Source organism: Saccharopolyspora sp. NPDC045941 (assembly GCF_056431445.1).
In genome coordinates, this window is sequence record NZ_JBWKKU010000011.1 from 173,665 (window position 1) to 193,678 (window position 20,014).

Here is a 20,014-nt window from a genome sequence, read left to right on the forward strand (position 1 = left end):
CTGCGAGTAGGGGAGGTGAGGCGCCGACGCACCTCGTGGTCCAACTGGGGTTCACTCACCCGGATCTCCCCATGATCACCAGGCCCGGGTGTCAACCATCTCCGTCAGTTTTATACCGACCTGGGGGTCGGTTACGCACTCACGACCACCACATGCTCGAAAGTGACATCTTCCTGAATTCGAGTAGTGCGGTGAACTTTGCTGCTTGAAGGGGTCGTGTTTTCGTTGTGCGAGGCGTGAAGTGGTGCCCGGTGCCCGGTGGCCGGTGGCCGGCCAGGATGGTGATGCCGGTTCGGCTGCGTCGTAGTTGTTGGCGCGAGTGCTGGGTTAGGGGTTAGGTGAGCTAAAAGGGGCGGTTATGGCGATCATGTTCAGTGAGTTTGAGCGCCAGCTGTCCTATTGGCTTACGGGGGATGAGCCGCCGCCTGTTAATGAGGATAAGGTGCGGGAGTTGGCGGTGGTGTGGCGGTCGCATGCGGCTCGGTTGCGGCGGTTGCGGGTGGATGCGCGGGCGGCGGTTGAGGGGATTCGGGCGTCGGGTTTTGCGGGGGCGTCGGAGCGGGCGTTTGTGGCGCGGATGGCGCCGTTTGTGGATGGTTCGTCGAATTATCTGGATGCGGCGGCCGATCATTTTGATGCGATGGCTGATGCGTTGGATCAGATCGCGATGGAGGTGGAGTTCCTTAAGCTGGTGGTGTTGATTCAGTTGGCGTTGCTGGCGGTTGAGTTTGAGTTTTTGGTGCAGTGGTTTTGGGTTCCGGGTGTTCAGACGTGGTTTATGTCGCAGGCGTTGATGCACAAGGTGATTGTGGAGAAGGCTGTGACGTGGATGGCGCGGCGGATGGCGAGTGTGCCGCGTGTTCCGGTGCAGATTCTGGGCATGCTGGCGATGAGTTTCGGGCAGCAGCTTGGTGTGGTGTGGCTGGGTCAGCAGATCCAGATCGGGATGGGCACCCGCGAGGGGCATGACGGGAAGCATTACGAGAGTGCCGCGGTGATCGCTGCGGTGGGGTCGGTGTTGTCGTTCGGGGCGATGGGGGCGTTGCCGAAGCTGAAGGGTGCGATCAAGGATTGGGTGAAGCGTGCGGGCGGCGAGCCGGGCGCGGTGGATGGGTGGTTTGCCCATCCTGGGGCGCGGATCGGTGGTGAGGGCCTGCATGAGGGGGCTACCGAGACGGTCGCGGTCGGGATCATGGAGGGCGAGTTCGTGTTCAACCCGGCGGCGTTCACCGCGGGTGGGGCGTCGGCGGTGGCTGAGATCGCTGGGGAGAAGGTGGGGGAAGGTCTCGGCGGGCGGGCGTTGGAACACGAAGCCAACAAACACGTCCCGGGCGATGAGGATGCCGACAGCGGCTACGGCAGCGACGAGGACGCAGACGACGACGCGGGCAGCGAGTTCAGCAGCGGCAGCAGCGAGTCCGGCGGTGGCAGCGAGTCCGGTAGCGGTAGCGGCGAGTCCGGCGGTGGCAGCGGCGAGTCCGGCTACGGCGGCGAGGACGCGGACGACGCCACAAGCGAGTTCGGCGGCGGTAGCAGCGAGTCCGGTTACGGCAGCGGTGAGGACGCGGACGACGCCGGCAGCGAGTTCAGCGGTGGTAGCAGCGAGTCCGGCTACGGCAGCGAGGACGCGGACGACGCGGGCAGCGAGTTCAGCAGCGGCAGCAGCGAGTCCGGCAGTGGCGATGGTGGGCCGGGGCTGGGGGTGTTCACCGGCGGAACCAGCGTCCCACCGGCCATTTCCGCCCACTCCTCTGGTCAGGGCGATTCCGGTGGTTCTCGTGGGGTCCGGGATGCCGTGTTGCCGGGCAACGGCCAGCACCAGCCCGGCGACGAGGGGTACGGCCCCACCCCGGTTGGCAACCTCAGTGTTCCTGAGGGTTCTGGTGCTGTGTCTGGGGGTGGGGAAACCTTTGGTGGCCGGGGTGTGCCGGGTGAGCGGGTCGGTGCCGGGGGCGGGTCGGGCACCAAGCCCGTTGTGGATCCGGTGGGTGTTGTTGCGTCGCGGCCGGGGCAGCCGGATGCCCAGGTCCCGGCCACGCCGGGTGATCCGGGACGATCCGAGGCCGTCCGGGAAGAGTCCGGCGGCGGGCAGCAGCATGTGCCGGAAGGTCATCGGCAGGTCCCGTCGGGGCAGGATGTTCCGCAGTCAGGCGCCACCGGCGATGGGATCCCTGGCGAGGTCGTCACGCACTCTGCCCGCACCTCCGGGAACGACGGGTTGGGCGGCTTCGCGCAGTCCCAGCCCCACGGGGCAGGTTCCGGGCCGGCACCCAACGCCGGCGAGGTTGTCACCCACAATCAGGCCAACACGACCTCCGACCCCACCGGTCAGCCTGCCGGTCAGTCCGATGGCGTGCGGGCGCCCGGGTCCGAATCCACCGGCGTGCCCGGCGGCGAACGTGGTGATGTGTCTGGCGGCGCACAGTTCGGTGAGTCGACCGGCACGCCTGGCGGTGGTCGGGAGTCGGCTGGTGAGTCTGGTGATCGCGGGTTCACCGGTGAGCCTGGTGGTGAGAGGGTTGGTGGGTCGACCGGCGTGCCCGGCGGCGAACGCGGCGATGAGCCCAGCGGCGAGAGCGGCGGTGAGTCTGGCGGTAATCGCGAGTCGGCCGGCACGCCTGGCAGCGAACGGGCCGGTGGGTCGGCCAGCGTGCCTGGAGGTGGTCGGGAGTCGGCCGGTGAGTCCGGTGGTGGCGAGTCGACTTCAGCGCGGACTCCTTCTGCTTCGGTCGTTTCCCCTGTCGCGGTCGGCTCTGATGGTGATCGCGACGGCGCCACCTCGACACCGATCCAGGCCCCGGCCGCCAGTACCGGGTCGGGTTCTGGTTCGGGGGCGGGTCAAGGTTCCGGCCAGGCGGCGGTGACCGCTCCGGCGACGGCTCCGGCTTCGCAGACTCCTGCGGCGGCTGCCTCGGGTGTCCCTGCGGGTGCTGCGACCGGTACTACCGGGGGTACTTCAGCGGCGGCCACCTCGGGTTCTGCGTCGGCCGGGTCGGCTGGGACCGCTGGCGGGGCGGGTACGTCTGGTGGGGCGGCTGGGTCGGGGTCGTCGGGCCGCGGTGTGCCGGGTGGGATGCCGTCGTTGAGGGCTGGGACGGTGGGTCCGGGGATGCCGGGCCGGGTCGGTGATGGTTCGGGTTCTGGTGGGGTGCGGGAGGTGACGGCGGCTGCGGGTGTCGGTGATGGTGCTGACTCGTCGCGGGCGGTGGAGTCGTCGCGGGTGGTGGAGTCGTCGTCGCGGGTGGGGAAGGTTGGTGGTGGTCGCGGGTCGGGTTCGGGTGTGGGGTCCGGGTCGGGTTCGAAGCCGGGGTCGCGGCGTGAGTTGTTGGCGATGCTGGTTGCTGCTGATCCGGATTTGCGGGCGTATGCGGGGTTGTTGGGGGATCCGGAGGCGTTGCCGGCGAAGTTGCGGGCGTATGCGGGTAAGCCGAAGAAGGATCTGCGGTTGGCCGGTGCCGGGGTCACGTCGTTCGTGTGGTTGAACACGATCCTGCAGGGCCGGGTTGATCAGTTGGCGTTGACGGGTAGGTACGGGCCGGAAACGTTGCTGGGTTTGTATGAGTTGCTGCTTCGTCAGCCTCGGCGGGATGGCGGGGCGCCCAGGATCGCGTTGTTGGTGGCCGAACTGCTGGATGTGCGGCCTGATCCGGGTTCGTCGAACTCGTGGAACCCGGGGGCCTGGTTTGCTGGTTCGTGGAATCCGCGGGACTGGTTTGCTCGCTGGAGTGGGAAGGATCTGCCGGCGACCGGCGGTGAGAAGACCGCGCCGGAGAACTTTGAGGAGAAGACCGCGCCGGAGACCCGCGGCGAGAAGACTGCTGCGGAGACCGTTGAGGAGAAAGAGGCGAAAACCGCGGCGGAGGTCGTTGACGAGAAGACCGCGGCGGAGGGCTTTGACGAGAAGACTCGCTCGGACGATCAGGACGATCAGGACGACCGGGACCGGGACCCGGATGCCATCGAACCGGCGCCCACGCCGCAGGTGCCGGAGGTCGCCGAAGGCAATGTCCCGGGCAGGATGGCGCGGGACATCCTGATGGGCCACGGCGACACCGATCGGTTGCTGGCCGATGGAAGTTATGACGCGGTGTTCGAGGTGATCGAGAAGCGAGTGCGGGAGCGGCGAGCCACTGTGGTCGCCGACGCTTTGGAGATCTTGCGCGGTCGCCGTGCACTGCGGCCAGAGTTTGTTGACCCGTCGTACGCGCCGTCGGCGAAGCGCGGGTATCCCCGTACGCCGTTGACCACCCCGGCGGAGATCCATGCCGCTTCGGCGGGGCTCAGCGACACGTACGGGTCGGGTGATCCGGAGTTCACTGTGGCGTTGGAGTTGGTCCGTCGGGTGGTGGGCGAGACCAACCTGACCGGTGACCGTGATGTCGCTGAGACCATTGCCCGCTTGGTCGCTCACGAGCATGTGACGATGCGGTGGCGGGGTGAGCGTCTGGAGAGGTACGCCACGGAGTTGGGGTTCGTCCTGGGGACGGTGGACCCGGGGTGGGCTCTGTCGCCGCGCAGGCCGGAGAACCGGCCCGGGCTTCGGGGCGGAGGCCCTGGCCAGCAGAGTGGATCCGGGCGTGGTGGTTCTGGGGTGGGGACTGGGGTTTCCCGTCGACTTGCGGCTCCGGAGGATGTGCGGCCGTCGGAGTCGAGGGCTGCTGTGTTGAGTTCGTTGATGGGTGCGTTTGATCGGTACCAGGAGAAGCTAAGGCAAAGGCTGGCGTCGTCCGCTGGTGGCTCCGGTGGTCAGCAGTCTGCGGGGGCCGGAGCCGGGCGCGGTGGATCTGATCAGAGTAAGCAGTCGGTGGCTCCTGGGGAGGTTGTGGAGCCTTCGGCGAAGCGGCGGCGCGAAGAGGGGCAGGACTCTGGTTCCGGTGCGGGGTTTGGTGGGTTGGTGTGGTCGCGGGATGGGTTGGCCGATGTGGTGTCGCGGTTGGCTGCGGCAGAGGGTCAGGGGGTGGCGGCGGATGTTGAGTCGGCGATGGGGGAGGTGGCCGAAGCGGATGGCGAGTTGCGGGCTGGGGTGGGTGAAGTCCTGGGCGGTCTGGGGGTGCGGGAAGCTGTTGATCGGTTTGTGGGTTATGTGGTGGCGGGGCGGGCGTTTGCGTTGCGGGTGGTGGAGCAGACGCCGGAGTTGCGGGGTGTTGGGGGTACTGCTGTTGAGCTGTTGACGGCTATAGCGGGGGGTTTTGAGCGGATGGCGTGGAGCGCGCTGGAGGGTGGGTCTGCGGCGCGGAATGCGTTTGTTACGGCGTTGGCTGACTGGGGGGCGCGGTTCGACGGTGGGCTGTTGCCGACGTTGATGGATGACCTTCCGGCGGGTGCGGATGTGCGGGGGGTGCTGGATGCGACGGTGATGCGTCCGTATACGGAGGGTGTGCCGGGCGTTGAGGCGTTGGTGGTGGGCTGGCCGGGTGATGGGTTGTCGATTCGGGCGTGGCATGTGTCGGGGTTCGATGCGGCGTTTGAGCAGCAGTTCCCGCCGGATCTGGGGGTTGATGCACGGTTCTCCTCCTATTCGGTGCTCGTGGTCGATAGCCAGGGACAGCGGCGTGCCCCGGTGGTGCCCCAGGCGTTGCCGGTGCGGTCGCAGGGTCCTGGGTCGAGAAACTTCTTTGTCGGCGCGCGGGACAGGTCGTTGGACGACGGATCCGGGCATGGTGGTTCAGGGGCGGGGACCGGGGATTTCAGGCTCATTGCGGATGGCGGGAGGCCGGTTCTGACGGCCGCGACGGTGCCTCCCGGGATGGCGGCTCCGGTCGAGGGGGGCGCTGGCTTCGGTGGGGCGGCGAAGCAGGCGGTGACTGCGGCGGAGACCGTTGATATTCCATCAACAGATCCTTCGTGGCTGCGTAGTCGGGCGAAGACCGCTTCGTGGTTCGATCCCGAGCCGGTTCCCTTGCGACGTGACCAGTGGGAGAAAGTGCGGCAGGCTAAGCCGGACTTCTCGGTTCAGTCCGAATTGTGGGAAGTGGCGGGTAACAGCACCCCAAGGTCTATCGTAGGAACCGAGCAGTTGGTGCGATACGACGTGCGGCGAATCAAGGTGGAGGGGCGCTGGGTTCAGGAGTACACCCTCAAATTTTTCCTGGAAACCGACTCGCTTTTGGGGTCCATCGATCGCGCGACGGTCGTTGAGAAGTTACGCGCCGCGGCTGATCGGTATTTCAACCAGGGTTATCGGTTTCCGTCGGGCGAGCAGTTCCATGTGCGGGTCGAGTTCCCGGACGATCCGGAAAATGCGCACCAGGCGATCTCCCAGGACGGCAGCATGCAGGTAAGCCATGCGGAGCTCGCCCGGATCTTGGGGCTTTACCTGGGAATTCTGGATGAAACCCCGCAACAGCGTCGGCCCGGATACGATGACCGGGGTGTGTTCCATCGGGACGACATGCCGGTGTCCAAGAACCAGCGGATCGCGATACCGCGCCGGAACCGGGTGTATGGCGACGAAAGCGTTATGTGGTCGGGTAGTCGTGGTGGTCGGCTGTTGCCGCGGCATCTGGCGCAGCTGGAAGAGAGCACGCGCGCATACGGTTTCCGCCCGGGGGCGGCGGATGCGGGTTCGCCGACGCTTGCCGCCATCCGGCCGGAGGATTTCGGGTCGGTGGCGCAGTGGCGGGCTTCAACGTTGGACAAGCTGTTGTCGCAGAAGGACATTGATGTCGACTCGGTAATGGATGCATTGCGCTCGGTGCGGGGAAAGCGGGTCGCAGTCGAGGGACTATACCGGGCGTTCCAGGCGCATACCGGCCGGGAGCTGGATTCGGTGTTGGCCGATGTCCTCGGCCGGGAGGATGCCGCGTATGCGGCACAGTTGCTGGGAATGCGGCCTGATTCCCCTGACACCGGTGACCCCGAGCCGCCGTTTACCTCGGTGCCGCCGGGACTCGGCTACACGCCGCACCTCCGGCGGGATGTGTTCGAGTACGCGGCTGCGGTTCGTGGGCACGTGTCCACAGGCTTGGGGGCGTCCGATCCTGTGGTGCGGGAGCAGTCTTTCGAGGCCGCGATGCGCCTGATGCGTGGGCTGGACCGTGAGCTACGCAAGATTTGGGCGGTGCAATTGGCTTACACTACCCAGTTCGGCTCGGACTTGCGAACAGACTTGATCCAGCTGCGGAGTGATTATCGCGAAGCGATCGGGAACGTCTTGGGTGACGTCATTTCGCGGCCCGCTTCGATGGAGCAGATAATCGAGTGGCACCGGAAGCTGAAGAACACCACATTTGAAAACTATTCCCTTGGCAAGACGCCGGTGCGTTATGATCACCCCGAGGACGGCTGCCGGCTCCGAGCGCATGCCTGGGTGATGGACCTGGTGCGAATGGGCGCCTCTCCGAGGAAGATCTTCGTTGCCCGCACTGATCCCTATCTGAGCTTTTATTCCCCATATGCAGAAAAGGCGTTGCCGGGCATTCCCGCGAAAGTGGAACATCGCTATCACGTCGCGCCGATGGTCACGGAGCATACCAATTCCGGGCCGAGGTTTTGGGTGCTGGACTGGGCCATCAGTGCCAACAGCGACGATCACGATGCGCGTCCGCTGACGATGGAAGAGTGGCTCCGTCAGATGGGTGTCAACGCCCATGACGGGTCCGTTACGTACTATAGGGGTACGGCGGAACAGATACAGCAGCAGTACGCCGACGACTACAGAACCGGGCCGTCGCGCACATATGACGACGGGTGGGTGTTTCCCCGAGGTCGAGCTGTCGTCTTGCTCGCGCCCGCGCACGCTGGGTTTCCGCATCCAGAGAAACCGAAGGAAATCCCAAGAGATCTTTTTCAGGCCGATCTCTGGTTTCGGGATGAGGAAAGCCACCTCATCTCGATGAACCGCGCGGCCGAGCGGCGTGCCGGGCAGCGCCTGGAGGAGGCGCAGGGTGCGATTGCGGAGGTGCTGGATGCTGAGGGGCAGTTGCTTCGGCGGTCGGGTCCGGAATTGCGTGGTGGGTCTTCTGATGTGAGTTCGCCGGGGGATGCGCCGGATGTGGTTGTGTCGGAACCGGACACGATGCCCGCGCGGACTCACCCGAACCCGGATGAAGAGGTCCGCTCGTCGCGGCCGGCGGACGACCGGGCGGACACCCCCGCCGGGGAAACCGCCGAGCGGAGCGGGGAAACCGAGCAAGCAGCAGGCCTCCGAGAGGCCGCCTACTACGACGCCCTCTGGCACGGTGGGAAGGAACCCGGGGTCGAAGACGGCGCCTGGCAGCACACCCAGGTGTGGCAGGCGTCGTGGTTCGACCCGCTGCCGAACCCGCTGAAGCCCGGCGCGTGGGAACACTTGCGGAATACGATTCCGGATGGCTCGGTGGCCATCGAGGGCAGGGACGTCCGGATGTCCAGCCGTCCCGGCAAATTGGTGACTGGAAAGGGCTTCGTCAGCTACGACTGGCGGCGCTTCGAGGTGGCGCCGGGTCGTGGGGTGCAGGAGTTCACGTTCAAGGCGCGCCTGGAGTCCGACGTGTTCCTGGCGTCGTTCCGGGAGAGCGCCGAGCGTGAACGGCGGCTTGCCGAGGCAACAGAGCACGCCGCCGATAATGCCGCGGTTGCCGTCCGACGACTCGCACAGCGACTGGATTCGTCGCCGGGCAACGCCGTCGTGCTTGCCCGTGCGCAGGCCGACGCCGATGCCGCTCGGCAGCGGGCCGACGTGCAGCGGGACAAGGCGCACGAGGCCGACGTGGAGCTGGAGCAGCGGCAGCGCCTGATCGACGACCTGAAGCGGCGCGCCGCCGATTGGGTGGATGAGCTGTTCAACCGGGGCTACCGGATGGCCCATTCCGGCGACCAGTTCCACTTCCGGCTGGAGTTCGTTGATGATCCGGCGGAGGCCCATCGATCGATCGGCCTCCGCACCGACCCGAGCGCGGGTACCAACCAGGTCATTTGGAACCCGTACACGCTCGGCTCGACGTTCGCGCACGAGCTCGGGCACTACCTCGGTCTTCCCGATGAGTACTTCGACCCGGGGACCTACGAGCTCGGTCGTCGGCAGACCGCGAACGGTGTGTCGATGCCGGAGTACACGGTCCGGACGCACCTGGACACCGACTCGTATCTGAGTCCGCTGCGGGAGGAGGCGGGTGCCGACGAGCGGTGGGCCGCAGAGGCGAAGACGGACGCGGCACGCGAACCGCACAATGCCGCGTTGCGAGACGAGGCGCAGCGGTTGCGGGCGAAGGCGGACGAGTCGAAGCAGCGGCTCGCGGATGCCCAACGGGAGGTCGATGAGCTGAAGGACCGCGCGATCAGCGGGGTCACGGAGCTGTTCCGGCCCGAGCGGATGCACCCGGACGCGCGGTACTTCGTCAAGCTGGAGTTCAGCGACAACCGGGCCGAGTCGCACTTCCGCGTTGACCTCCGGCAGTCTGCCGACAAGGATCCGAGGGTCTGGGGCCTTCGGTCCAGCGGGTATGGCCTCGCCGCCAGGGTCGGTCTCCACCTGGGGCTGGAGCCCGATTTCATCCAGCGGTTGCGCAGGGACCAGGTCGGCGACCTCCAGGAGCGCCCGAAGGACGATAACCGGCTGGTGTTCAACCGGGCCGATCCGCCAATGCCCACCGACACCGCTACCGGCCGGCCGCACCGCCCGCAGAACTCCTACATACCCGATGACGGGTTGATGACCGGCAAGCAGCGGGCGTTCCTGCCACGGAACCTGTGGCGGACCGAGGAAGTGGCGATTTCGCAGGGACTGCGTCCGGATGTGATGGTGCCGGGCCCGCAGCGCCGGGCGCGGACGTTGGATCACCTGCTGTCGCGGGACTCCGCCGACGAGAACGCCGTGCTGCGTGAGCTGGCCGCGCTGCGCGGGGATCCGGCCGCCGTCCAGGAGGTGCGCGCCGCGTTCCTGGCGAATACCGGGGACACACTGGACGTGGTCCTGCGCACCGTGCTCGGCGAGGACGGTCACCAACGCGCCGTGCAGCACCTGGAGTCGCGCGACTCGGACGCTCCGGCAGCCTTGGCGGCCGACGCGGGGAACTACCGGGCATCCGCTGCTGATGGGCCGCCCGCCAGGAGTTTGTCCGGGGGTGCGTCGGCTGGGGTTGTCAGGCCGGCTGTGGTTGTTGCGTTGGCGGGGTTGGTTGAGCGTATGGAGGGGCATTTGGCGGCGTTGCCGGCGGATTTCCGTCCGGATGTGCGTGCTCAGTTCGGGAAAGCGAGGGCGATGGTGCAGCAGGAGGGCTGGACTCCTGCGGATCTGCGCTGGATTTCCTCGCATCTGGAGGGAATGCGGGCGGCTGAGCAGTGGTCGCGGGAGGCGGCAGAGCTGGCGGAGTTGCTGTCGGGTGGGGGAGGGTCTTCGTTTGCTGGTGGGCCTGCTGTCAGGAGTGTGTCTGGGGGTGCGCCGGCGGAGACTGTTAGGCCGGCTGTGGTTTTTGAGTCGGGGATTATGATGTCGTCCGATTTGGACGCGGATGTTCGTGCTGTAGCGCGTGGTTTTCCGGTTGAGGATGGCCGGTTGGCGGTGTGGCTGAAAGGCAATGGGCACGGTGGAGTCCTTATCGGCGGAGAGAGTGTCGATGCCTGGAAGTTGGCTAGTTTAATTCGAGCGGGAATGGTCGGGAAGAGGTCGATCCGGCTGTATGCCGGTGAGGTCTCGGAGCAGTTCGCGCGGAAGTTGGATGAGGCGTTGGATGCTGAGGTCATCTGGACGCCGGACATGGTGTTCGGTCCGGAGACCAATGGTTTTGGCACCTGGAATACGACTCGGTCTGAGCGGGTGTTGGGTTCGGGCGCAGCGGAGATTCCGGCGAGGAATTCGGCGGTTGTTGGGCCGCCTGTGGTTGTTGAGTTGGCGGAGTTGGTTGGGCGTATGGAGGAGCATTTGGCGGCGTTGCCGGCGGATTTCGTTCCGGATATGCGTGCTCAGGTCGCGGTTGCGAGGCAGTGGGCGCAGTTGGGGAGCTGGACTCCGGAGGACCTGGACAGGATCGGGTTGAACCTGGAGCAGGCGCGGGCGGCCGAGCAGTGGTTGCGGAATGTTCGGCCAGAGGAGATTCCGGCGGGGATTATGGTGTCACCGTCCGATTTGGACGAGGACACTCGTGCTGCAGCGCGTGGTTTGCCGGTTGAGGATGGCCGGTTGGCGGTGGTGGTGAAAGGCGATGGGCGCGGCGGAGTGCTTATCGGCGGCGAGAGTGCGGATGCCCGGCAGCTGGCTGATTTGATTCGGTCGAGAATGGGCGGGCGGCGGTCGATCCGGCTGTATGCCTGTGGGGTCTCGGAGGAGTTCGCGCGGGAGTTGGACGGGGCGTTGGATGCTGAGGCGATCTGGACGCGGGGCATCGTGTGGTTCGGTCCGGCGACCATGCCGTTTGCCTCCATGGTCGGTGGCTGGTCTTTGGACGAGCACTCCAAGATGCGTCCTAACTATTCGCAGGGCACCTGGGAGACGACCCGGAAGGGCGATTGGCAACCAGGACAGGCCCCCGCGGACGTTTCCTTGCCGCAGGGCCAGACCGGGGGGCTGAGTCCTAACTGGGTGCATCTGCGCGCGGAGCCGGCGCGGTTCCGCACGGAGCCGCGGCCCGACCTGGCATCGCTGCGGAATTCCGACCACATCGGGAAAGTGGCCCGAGCGCGCAGCAACATCACGGCTGCCGATGACCAACTCACCCAGATCTACAGCATGCTGGATGCACCCGCGCCGGAGGCGCCGCCCACCACCGTCACGGCCGCCGACTCCGCCGAGACCGACGCGTTGCTCAAGACGGCGACCGACGAGACCACCTCGGCCGCGGCGAGTGTCGAGCGTGCTCGGCAGCAAGCCGAGAAGTTGACGGCGGCGCAGCAAGACCTGACGGCGGCCAGGCAGCGGCAGGACGAATTGCGCGCGGAACTCGATGCGGCTCGGCAGAACTTGATTCAGAAACGGCGCGGATTTTTAAGGGTGTCCCGCGAGCGGGCGCAGCTACTGCGAAACCAGCACGAGAACCAGGGACCTGTGCCGGATGCGCTGCTGCTTGCCCAGCGCGCCGACGCGGAGGCGCGCGCGGAGGCGCGCGTGGAGACCGCTGCCGCAGAGTTCACCGCTGTGCGGGAGCGGATTGAGCGACTGGAAACGGCGGATCAAGAAGCGAGCGAACGCACCGCCGAGGCAATTGCCCGCGCCGAAAACGAGCGTGGCGCCACTGCGGAAGCGGCCAAGACCGCCACCAAGGCCCTGACCCAAGCCCGTATCGCGGCAGACCGCGCCGACGTGACGGTCCGGCAGGTCGACCTGCCGCCCTACGCCGCCGACGGTGCGATGGGCAGCGGCAAGATCTGGCAGACCGGCAATATCGACCCCGAGGACATTCTTACCGCCCTACCGGAAGATTTGCGGGAACCCGCCCGAGCCGCGATCGAGGAGCTGTTCTCCGACGCCAAGCTCACGCGAACCCTGCGGCGTCTGGCCGACGAAGGCATCCGGATCGAGGTCGGCTCCCGCGAGCTGCACCTGAAGTTCGAACGCACCGCGTCGACGCCCGTGCGCCTGCCGCAGGCCGACGGAGTCCTCGAGTATGGCATTCGCTACGCCGACGCGGGCCTGACTGTCGGGCAGGAACAGAGCCCCCAGTTCGGCATGCTCGGTGTCGTGCCCAACATGGTGGGCGCGGCGGCCAAGGGCGCGGTTCGCAACGTAATCTTCAACCCCTCCGTGCGGCCCTCAATGGGGAAGAGCGAGCAGCGCAGCCTCGTATCGGCAACGGAATTTTCGCGCGGGCTGAGCAGCCGGGTTCCCGAGCGCAATTTCGTCGTCGACGGTCGGTTCGTCATCGACGTGCGGGAAGGAGAGAACCCGCCGGAGACGTACCGGACCGACGAGATCACCGATGTGGCACTGATCTGCTACGACGGGGAGGATGTGCCACCCGCCACCACCAAGCCCGGCCCGGACGATCCAGTGCTGCCCCTTCCGGCCTCAGCCCTGCACGAGGTGTTCGCCGTGCCACAAGCGGCCGCCATGCGGCGAATTCGTCAGCAGGTTCTCGCCAAGTTGCCACTGTCGGAAGTAGGCGTCGGTGTCCGTGATTCGGTGTCGCGGGAGTTGGCCGAAGACAAGGCGATCGTGAAGTTCGAGGAGATCACCGGTGGCGGTTACCGGCCAAGCCCGTTGCGGTTGCCGGGCGCGAAGCTGAACACGCTGTCGCTGGAGGTGTCCGCGGAGCTGCGCTCGGTGCGGCGGGTTGACAGCCGCGCCGTTCCGGCCGTGAATTTGGGGCAGAATGCCGGTAGCGAAACGAAATTTGACACCAGCGAGGCGCAGTCTGCGAACGCCGAAGCCTCGGTGACGGTGGGGCCTGGATTCGTCGCCGATGTCAACGAGAAACGACGCGGCCTCGGCTCCTACACCACGATCACACCCTTCACGGTGTCCGGTTCGGCGGGATCGGGCGAGTCGCTGACGCAGGTTCTGGGCATCAGCACTGGGAAGAAGAGCGTGACCAGCATCGAGGGCGATGCCGTCCTGGTGGAGGCGACGCTGGATGTGCGGGTTGAGCGGTACTCCACGAATCCGACGCTGGAAGGCTCGGATACCGGTGCGGAGAAAGTGTTCCTGTGGATGCCCGACGACGACTTCGCCCGGCTCGAAGAGATTTCCGCGGCACACTCCGCCCGGCAGATCGCCGAGGAGCAAGACGCGCCGCACGAAAGCCCGACGGTGCCGGATAAACTACGGCAGCGCCAGAACTTCCGTGACCTGGTCGAAAGAGTGCGTCCGGTTGACGCCCCGCTGGAGAACGAAACCGCCGAGCAACTCGTACTGTCGATCCTGGCCGACTACAGCAAGCGTCCGGAGATCACGATTCCCACGGGCGAGCCCCGGCAGCCCGACATGCTCGCGGCCGGCAAGAGCACCGGTGGCGGTGTGGTGGACCGAGCGCCAGGAATCGAACGGGTGCTCCCTGAAGTGCGCCGATTGCTGCGCGAGTCGGCGGGGAACGAGCTCGCGTCGCTGACCCACGACAAGCGGGCGCTCGTCGAGACGCAGTTGTCCTCGGTTTTCGGCGCGTCCGCGCTGTTCGGCTTGTTCAGCGGAGAGGTGCGCAGCGCCACCAAGACGATCCGGGTCGGTGATCAGCTGGTGACGATCAAGGTCAAGCCGGAACTGGGTGCTCTGATCGGCACCGGCAAGGTCGAGAAGGCCACCGTGGACTTCACCGCGAAGAACGCCATCCGCGGCGAGATCAAGGCGAAAGCCGGCACGCAGCAGCGGATCGGCGTCGAGTCGGGGGCCGTGATCGGCACCAAGCGCAAGGATTCCTGGCGCAACATAGGCTTCCTCTTCGGCGCGTCAGCCCAGTTCTCACACGGGTACAGCAGCACCGCCGCGCAGAGTTACAAGGTCAACCGACGCGCGAAGTACAAAGGGCCCGCAGTCACCTTCGACCGGCAGGTGACCTGGTCGATCTCCGTTTCGACGAAGGCCACCACCCCGGAGACCGAGCAGCCGGAGTCGCAGACCGAGCAGACCGAGCCGGCTGAGGCACAGAACGTTCAGCCGGACCCGTGGTACCGCTGGCTAGGCCTGTTCCGCGGGCAGGCAAACCGGTCTGATGCGCCGAACAACGGCGACATCGAGCTCACCACTCTGTCCGGCGGGTCCTTGACATCCGGCAGTGACTCGGACAGTGTCCGGAGTTCCGGCGGTGCCTCGACGTCCAGCAGCGCCACGACGACCGGCAGTTCCACGATCGATGGCTGGGCGCGCGTGCTGGTTCCGGAGCCACTGGCACCCACCACTGCGCAAGGTGATCTGACGAACCTCGGTACGGTCATCCGGGACTTCGACTACGCCAACCAGGACGACAACCCGTTCCAGGTGAAGGTCGAATTCCTCATGCCACAGGGCGTGGCAACACCGTCCACGGTGCTCAGCGAGCCCATCGAAGACATCTTGCACAACCTTGCGGGCACGAAACAACACGACGCAACACCGGACCCAGAGGACCCGCTGGCAGCGCCCCTCGACCAGCTGCTGGCACCCGGCGGGCTGCCCATCACCGGCGGCCGGGTGCGGCTGCGGCTGTTCGATGCCCATCCGATCGACACCGTTTCGGACAAGCTCAGTCTGGAAGGGGTCGCCGAGGGCGGGCTGAAGCTCGACGGTCAGGAAACGAGAGGAATAGGCGGCGAGGGACGTTTCCGCGTCCCCACGCTGATGCAGTTCGGGAGCAAATCCGGCAAACGAGCCCACGTGGCCCCGTCGTTCACCGGCCGAGGAACCTTCAGTCAGGAGAAGGGAACCACCTACGGTCTTGGCACCGCACGCCGACGGACCGGCAAGACACGCGGAGCGACCCACCTTTACCGCGCGCATGCCGTGTTCGAGATCACCAGCTACGGGGAATCGGACGCGGCCGCGGAAACCGAGCAGATCGCGGTCAACGGCGGCGTCGAATTCCTGCTCGCGGACGCCGTCGCGCAGCGACTGCACACCAACCCCGCTCGGGAACCGGACGCGGAGGGACAGCCACCGCAGACCCGGCACCTCGACCTGCCCGCCGGGGTGGCGGCGAAGCCGAAACCGGCGACCGAGGTGCGCTATCCTCCGGAGTTCGTACTTTCCGGCGCTGCGCTCGGCCCGACCATCGTCACCGAGATCTCCAATGCGCACGAGGTCGCCCCGCTGATCAAGAGCATGATCTCCGACCATGCTCCCGGTTTCGGTACGGGTCGCTGGCTGGAGGTGCCGACCGGGATCGGCGGGTCCGTGGAAACACTGGCGTCGTCGACCGCACTGGGTGCTCGGTTCGGCCAGGGGACGACATCCGGGACGTCGTTGCTGGCCGCCCGGCCGTATCTGGGCGGCACCGAGACGATCGAGTTCGTCGTTCGCGCACGGTACGCGCCGGACGCTCAGGCCACGCCGAACACGGAGATCAAATCCGACACTTTCTTCCAGAACACCGAGAAACGGGCGCAAACCGAATCCCGGTCGAGCGGCGGCGGCCTTCTCGGAAGTGTTCTCGTAGCCCGCAGCTTCAACGGCAAACTGCGCCGGGCGGGCGCGCACCCGGACGCGGGCTACGGCAAGGAATGGTCACGAAGCCAACGCGACACCGACAGCGATGCGTTCAAGCGACGGCTGGCAGCGGAGGACGAGACCTCGTACTCCTACACCTGGCCGACCTGGTTCCAGGTCGAGATGTATCGGTCGTGGACCCCGAACGCGGTGCTGAACAACCTGCTGCTGACCGCGCCGAGGCGGGGTGTCGAAATGTGGTCGGCGATGCGGGACGACACCCGCACACCGGAGCAACGGCGGTTCACCAGCGATGGCACGGCCCTGTTCACCATCCCAGGGGGCTTGACCACGACCACGCCGCCGGCGCCGCGCCCGGTGCGGATCAGCGGCCGGCCCGTGCCCGTCGGAGGCGCGGTGGAATTGGGATCGCTACCGCAGGATCTGCGTGGGATGGACGTGATCCCGCTGGCACTACCCGGAAGCGAGCGACTGTTCCCCTGGCTGGCTGCGGCGCTGGCGCATACAACGCAGCAGGCGACCAACGACGCCGACCCGGCGAGTTCGGAACCGTCGATGCAGGCCCCCGCCGGCAGCGGCTGGGTCCGCCCGGCCACCCTGCCGGCGCAACTGCTGTGGCAGCTCGGTGGAGAAGAAGGCTTGACCGCGATGACGCAGGAACTGCTGGACGGCCCGGTGCCCTTCCCCGCCATGGTCGAGACCGGAATGGTCTGGGACGACGAGCACGGTCTCGCGGTGCGCCTGCGGTTCGCCGAGGTCGAGTACGTCAACTCCTTCACCGCGACCGGCGGGCTGACCCACGAGCAGAAAACCGAGCAGGAAGTCACCCAAACGGACACCAGCAACATCAGCGCGACTTTGCCCGGTCTGGCCATGGTGCAGGGCAGCGGTTCCAAGGCAAAGAGCGGCAAATCCGGCAACCTGGCCGGGGACATGCTCCTTCCCGGCGAGAGCAGCACACTCGACCCGTCGGGCGGGGTGTCGGGCAGCAGGTCGAAGCCGCGCGTCCAGGTTTCCACCCGCGGCAATGCCCGGGAGGTCACCGCCGAGATGAAGGGCACCTACCACGTCTACCGGGCGGGCAAGGCGATCTACACGCTCACCGATCAGACCGGGCACCGCACTCTTTTTGTCGCCCTGCCGGGAAAACCAGCCGAAGTCGAGGTGACCATCGACAACGGCGGGTACTTCGCCGTGGAGTCCGCCCAGGCAGCGGCGAACAACCTGCCCGGACCGCCGCCTGAGCCGTCCCCGCCGGCCAGCGCACCGGCCCCGGCCCCGGCCGCACTGCCGGCCGTCTGGACACCCAACGCCGACGACCAGGACGCGGCGGCGCTGCTGCCCAAGGTCGGCGGCCACCTGGTGGTCGGGCTGACCGCATCCGGTGACAACCGCACGGTGCCCGAGCTGGCCGCGCGAATCGAACAGCTGCCTGGCTGGGCCAGGCGGCCGATCGTGCTGGTGGGAACTGACGGATCGCTCGACCTGGCCGGTGCGGCTGAGCTGCGTGACATCCTCGGTGTCGACGTGATCGCGGCCGACCAGGAGGTGTGGCATGCCGCCGATGGCCGAGTTGTCACCGGCGATTTGTCGTTCGTCCGCAGCGGGTTGCCGACGTGGAGCGAATGGGCTGAAGCAAGACTCGGCGGCGAGGTCCGGTCCGCGACAGCAGGGCACTGGTACCTGTTGTCGGCCGCGGGCGGCATGCGGCAGCTTCCTGGTGCGGATCTTGTTTCAGCGATGGCAAGCTCCGGCTCTTCGGTGCAGGCGGGGACCGCGCCAAGATTCGACTTCCGTTGGGGTGTGCGCAGCGCGCCGGTGAGTCTTCCGATCCATGGGGCGACCGAAACCGCCGAATACAGCGGATGGACCCGGTCGCCGCATCACGCCGCCGCTGTCCCCGAAGGCAGTCGGCCGCTGCTGGTGCTCGGGCACGACGGCACGGTCATCCCCAATGCCGAGGTCACCGAGCTGCGAAGTACCGGCGCGGATGTGTTGGCACGGGTAAACCGAGGCCGGGGGCCGAAGTGGATGCTGCACCGGGCGGACGGAAGCCAGCCGCGGCCAGTCGAGCCGCCCACCGAACTGACCCGTTCACCACGACCGGAACCGCTGCTGTTCCGGGGGCCCGGCGATTCCACCGAGACGATCGAGCAGGCCGGGGAGTCGGCACCCGATTTGCCGGACGGCACCCAGATCGTCGGTGTGCACGTGACGCCCGACGGGCGGGCGGTGTTGCCCGACGGCCGGAAGGTGACGCCCGAAGCCTTCGCCGACGAGGTGCGAAAAGACCAGCGTTTCGTCCCGGGACCGGCAGTTGCGTTGCTGGGGTGCGGCGCGCATCGGCGACTAGGGCCGGGCGAATTGACGTTCGCGGAGCGCTTCGCCCGCGCGCTGCACATGCGAGTGTGGACGGCGAGGGTCGATGTGGTTCAAACCGCGGACGGGCTTGTTCATGCCACGAAGGTCTCGGTCGCCGAGGACGGCAAGGTGTTGCCGAAGTTCGTCGACGGGCTGGGCACCGGGCACTGGTACCTGCTGGGCTCCGAGGGCCAACAGCTGTGGAGGTCGGGGCCGGAATTGCGTGCCGCGGTGAACGGCTCGGCGCCGCCCCGCTACGTCAACGGAGCACCGCCCGCGGTGATCAGGTGGACAGGTCGGCAGAGCGGGCCAGCGCGAGAGTTGAGACTACAGCGATCGGGAAAGGCAGCCGAGCAGTATTTTCGGAAACATCAGCACCGGATGACGAGTGAAGCATGACCGGGCGAACCACCCGAGTTCTGGTACCGACAACGTGCCGAGGAGAAGGAAAGTGACCACACCTGACAAGAAAGCGGACGTCAAGGCCGCCATGCACGAAGTACTTTTACGGCAGGCCGGATTCGCACCGGACGAGTTGGTCACGCAGGCTCGTGCCTGGCTCGCGGACGACCGGCTCGACGAGGTTGCCCGCGCGGTGGCATCCACCGCCACGCGGTACGCCCTGCCGCTCACCGAAGGGGATTTGGGTGTGCTCGCGACCGTCTTCGAGACGGAGGGTGCATCGCCGGACGTCCTGCAAGGCATTGAACCCGTGATCGACGATCCGCCGCTGGTGTGGCAGTTCAGCGCCGAGCCACCGGATTCCGTTGGCTCCAACGACGATTCCGTCGTGGCAGCACTGATCGAAGTCCTCAGTGGAGAGCCTGCCGCGCACGGAATGTGGCGTGCATGGCGAAGGTCCCCGGATGGCGCGCCGTACCCGCCTCCGCGAGCGGTCTACGTCGTCGAAGCCGACGATGACGACCTGCCCGCGCTCACCGCTCGCCTGCAGCAAGCGCTCATCGCCGCCGGTGAAGCGGCTCCGCAGGTCGAGGTCACCCCGGTCGTCGGCCCGGTGCCCACGTACCAGCGCGCGGCCCGCGCTTACGGTGCGCTCCTGTGGGCTGCCACCGAGACGCCGGAAATCACGGTGGCGCGGGTTTTCGACGCGGTGGACCCGGCTTCCGGCCCGAGCTTCGCCCCGGACCACCCCCGGATGGACAACGACGCTGAACGCGGCCAGATCCTCGACTACCTACGCGCCGGCGCTGCCCTAATGACCACGACGGCCACCCTGGACGACGTCGTCGACCCTTCCCGCGGCGCGGTCGTCCCCATGAGCCTCCGCACCGACGGCACCTGGATCTGGCCGGACACCATCGCGTACTACCTGGAACACCACCACCTGGCCCCGGACCCGGACCTATTGGCGCACATCCGCGACGCCGGCCTACTTCCCCCGGAGCTGGACGCGGTAGCGATACATCGAGCAATGGACGTCCTACGCCGGCCCCCGGAGGCGGAACCAGTCTGGACCCGCTGATCCGGATCAGATGAGGTGAAGGACCCCGGTAAAATCTGTTCGCCGCCCCGTGAAGACGGGCACGGCCATTGTCGATCAGGTGATCAGGTAGACGTAGTGCGCAGACCCCCGGGTTTATCCGTGGGGTTAGCACGTCAAGTCCGATCCTGACGTGCCCAGCGGTAACCCTGCCAACGTTAGATAGC

The 20,014-nt window shown here is 66.9% G+C and carries 2 protein-coding genes; both read left to right on the forward strand.

The features are described from left to right. Nucleotides 1-358: 358 nt before the first annotated feature. Nucleotides 359-18,745 carry a protein-glutamine glutaminase family protein gene (locus AC07FN_RS11630; protein WP_478395575.1) on the forward strand — a complete coding sequence of 6,129 codons (18,387 nt, stop codon included), beginning with the start codon at nt 359-361 and terminating at the stop codon, nt 18,743-18,745. A gap of 52 nt (nt 18,746-18,797) precedes the next feature. Further along, nucleotides 18,798-19,829: a hypothetical protein gene (locus tag AC07FN_RS11635; protein WP_478395576.1), complete on the forward strand. Its 1,032-nt coding sequence runs from the start codon at nt 18,798-18,800 to the stop codon at nt 19,827-19,829. Nucleotides 19,830-20,014: the final 185 nt, after the last annotated feature.

What these genes read in the sequence shown, in the direction of transcription:
- AC07FN_RS11630 (WP_478395575.1), top strand. Translation starts at nt 359, where the DNA reads ATGGCGATCATGTTCAGTGAGTTTGAGCGCCAGCTGTCCTATTGGCTT.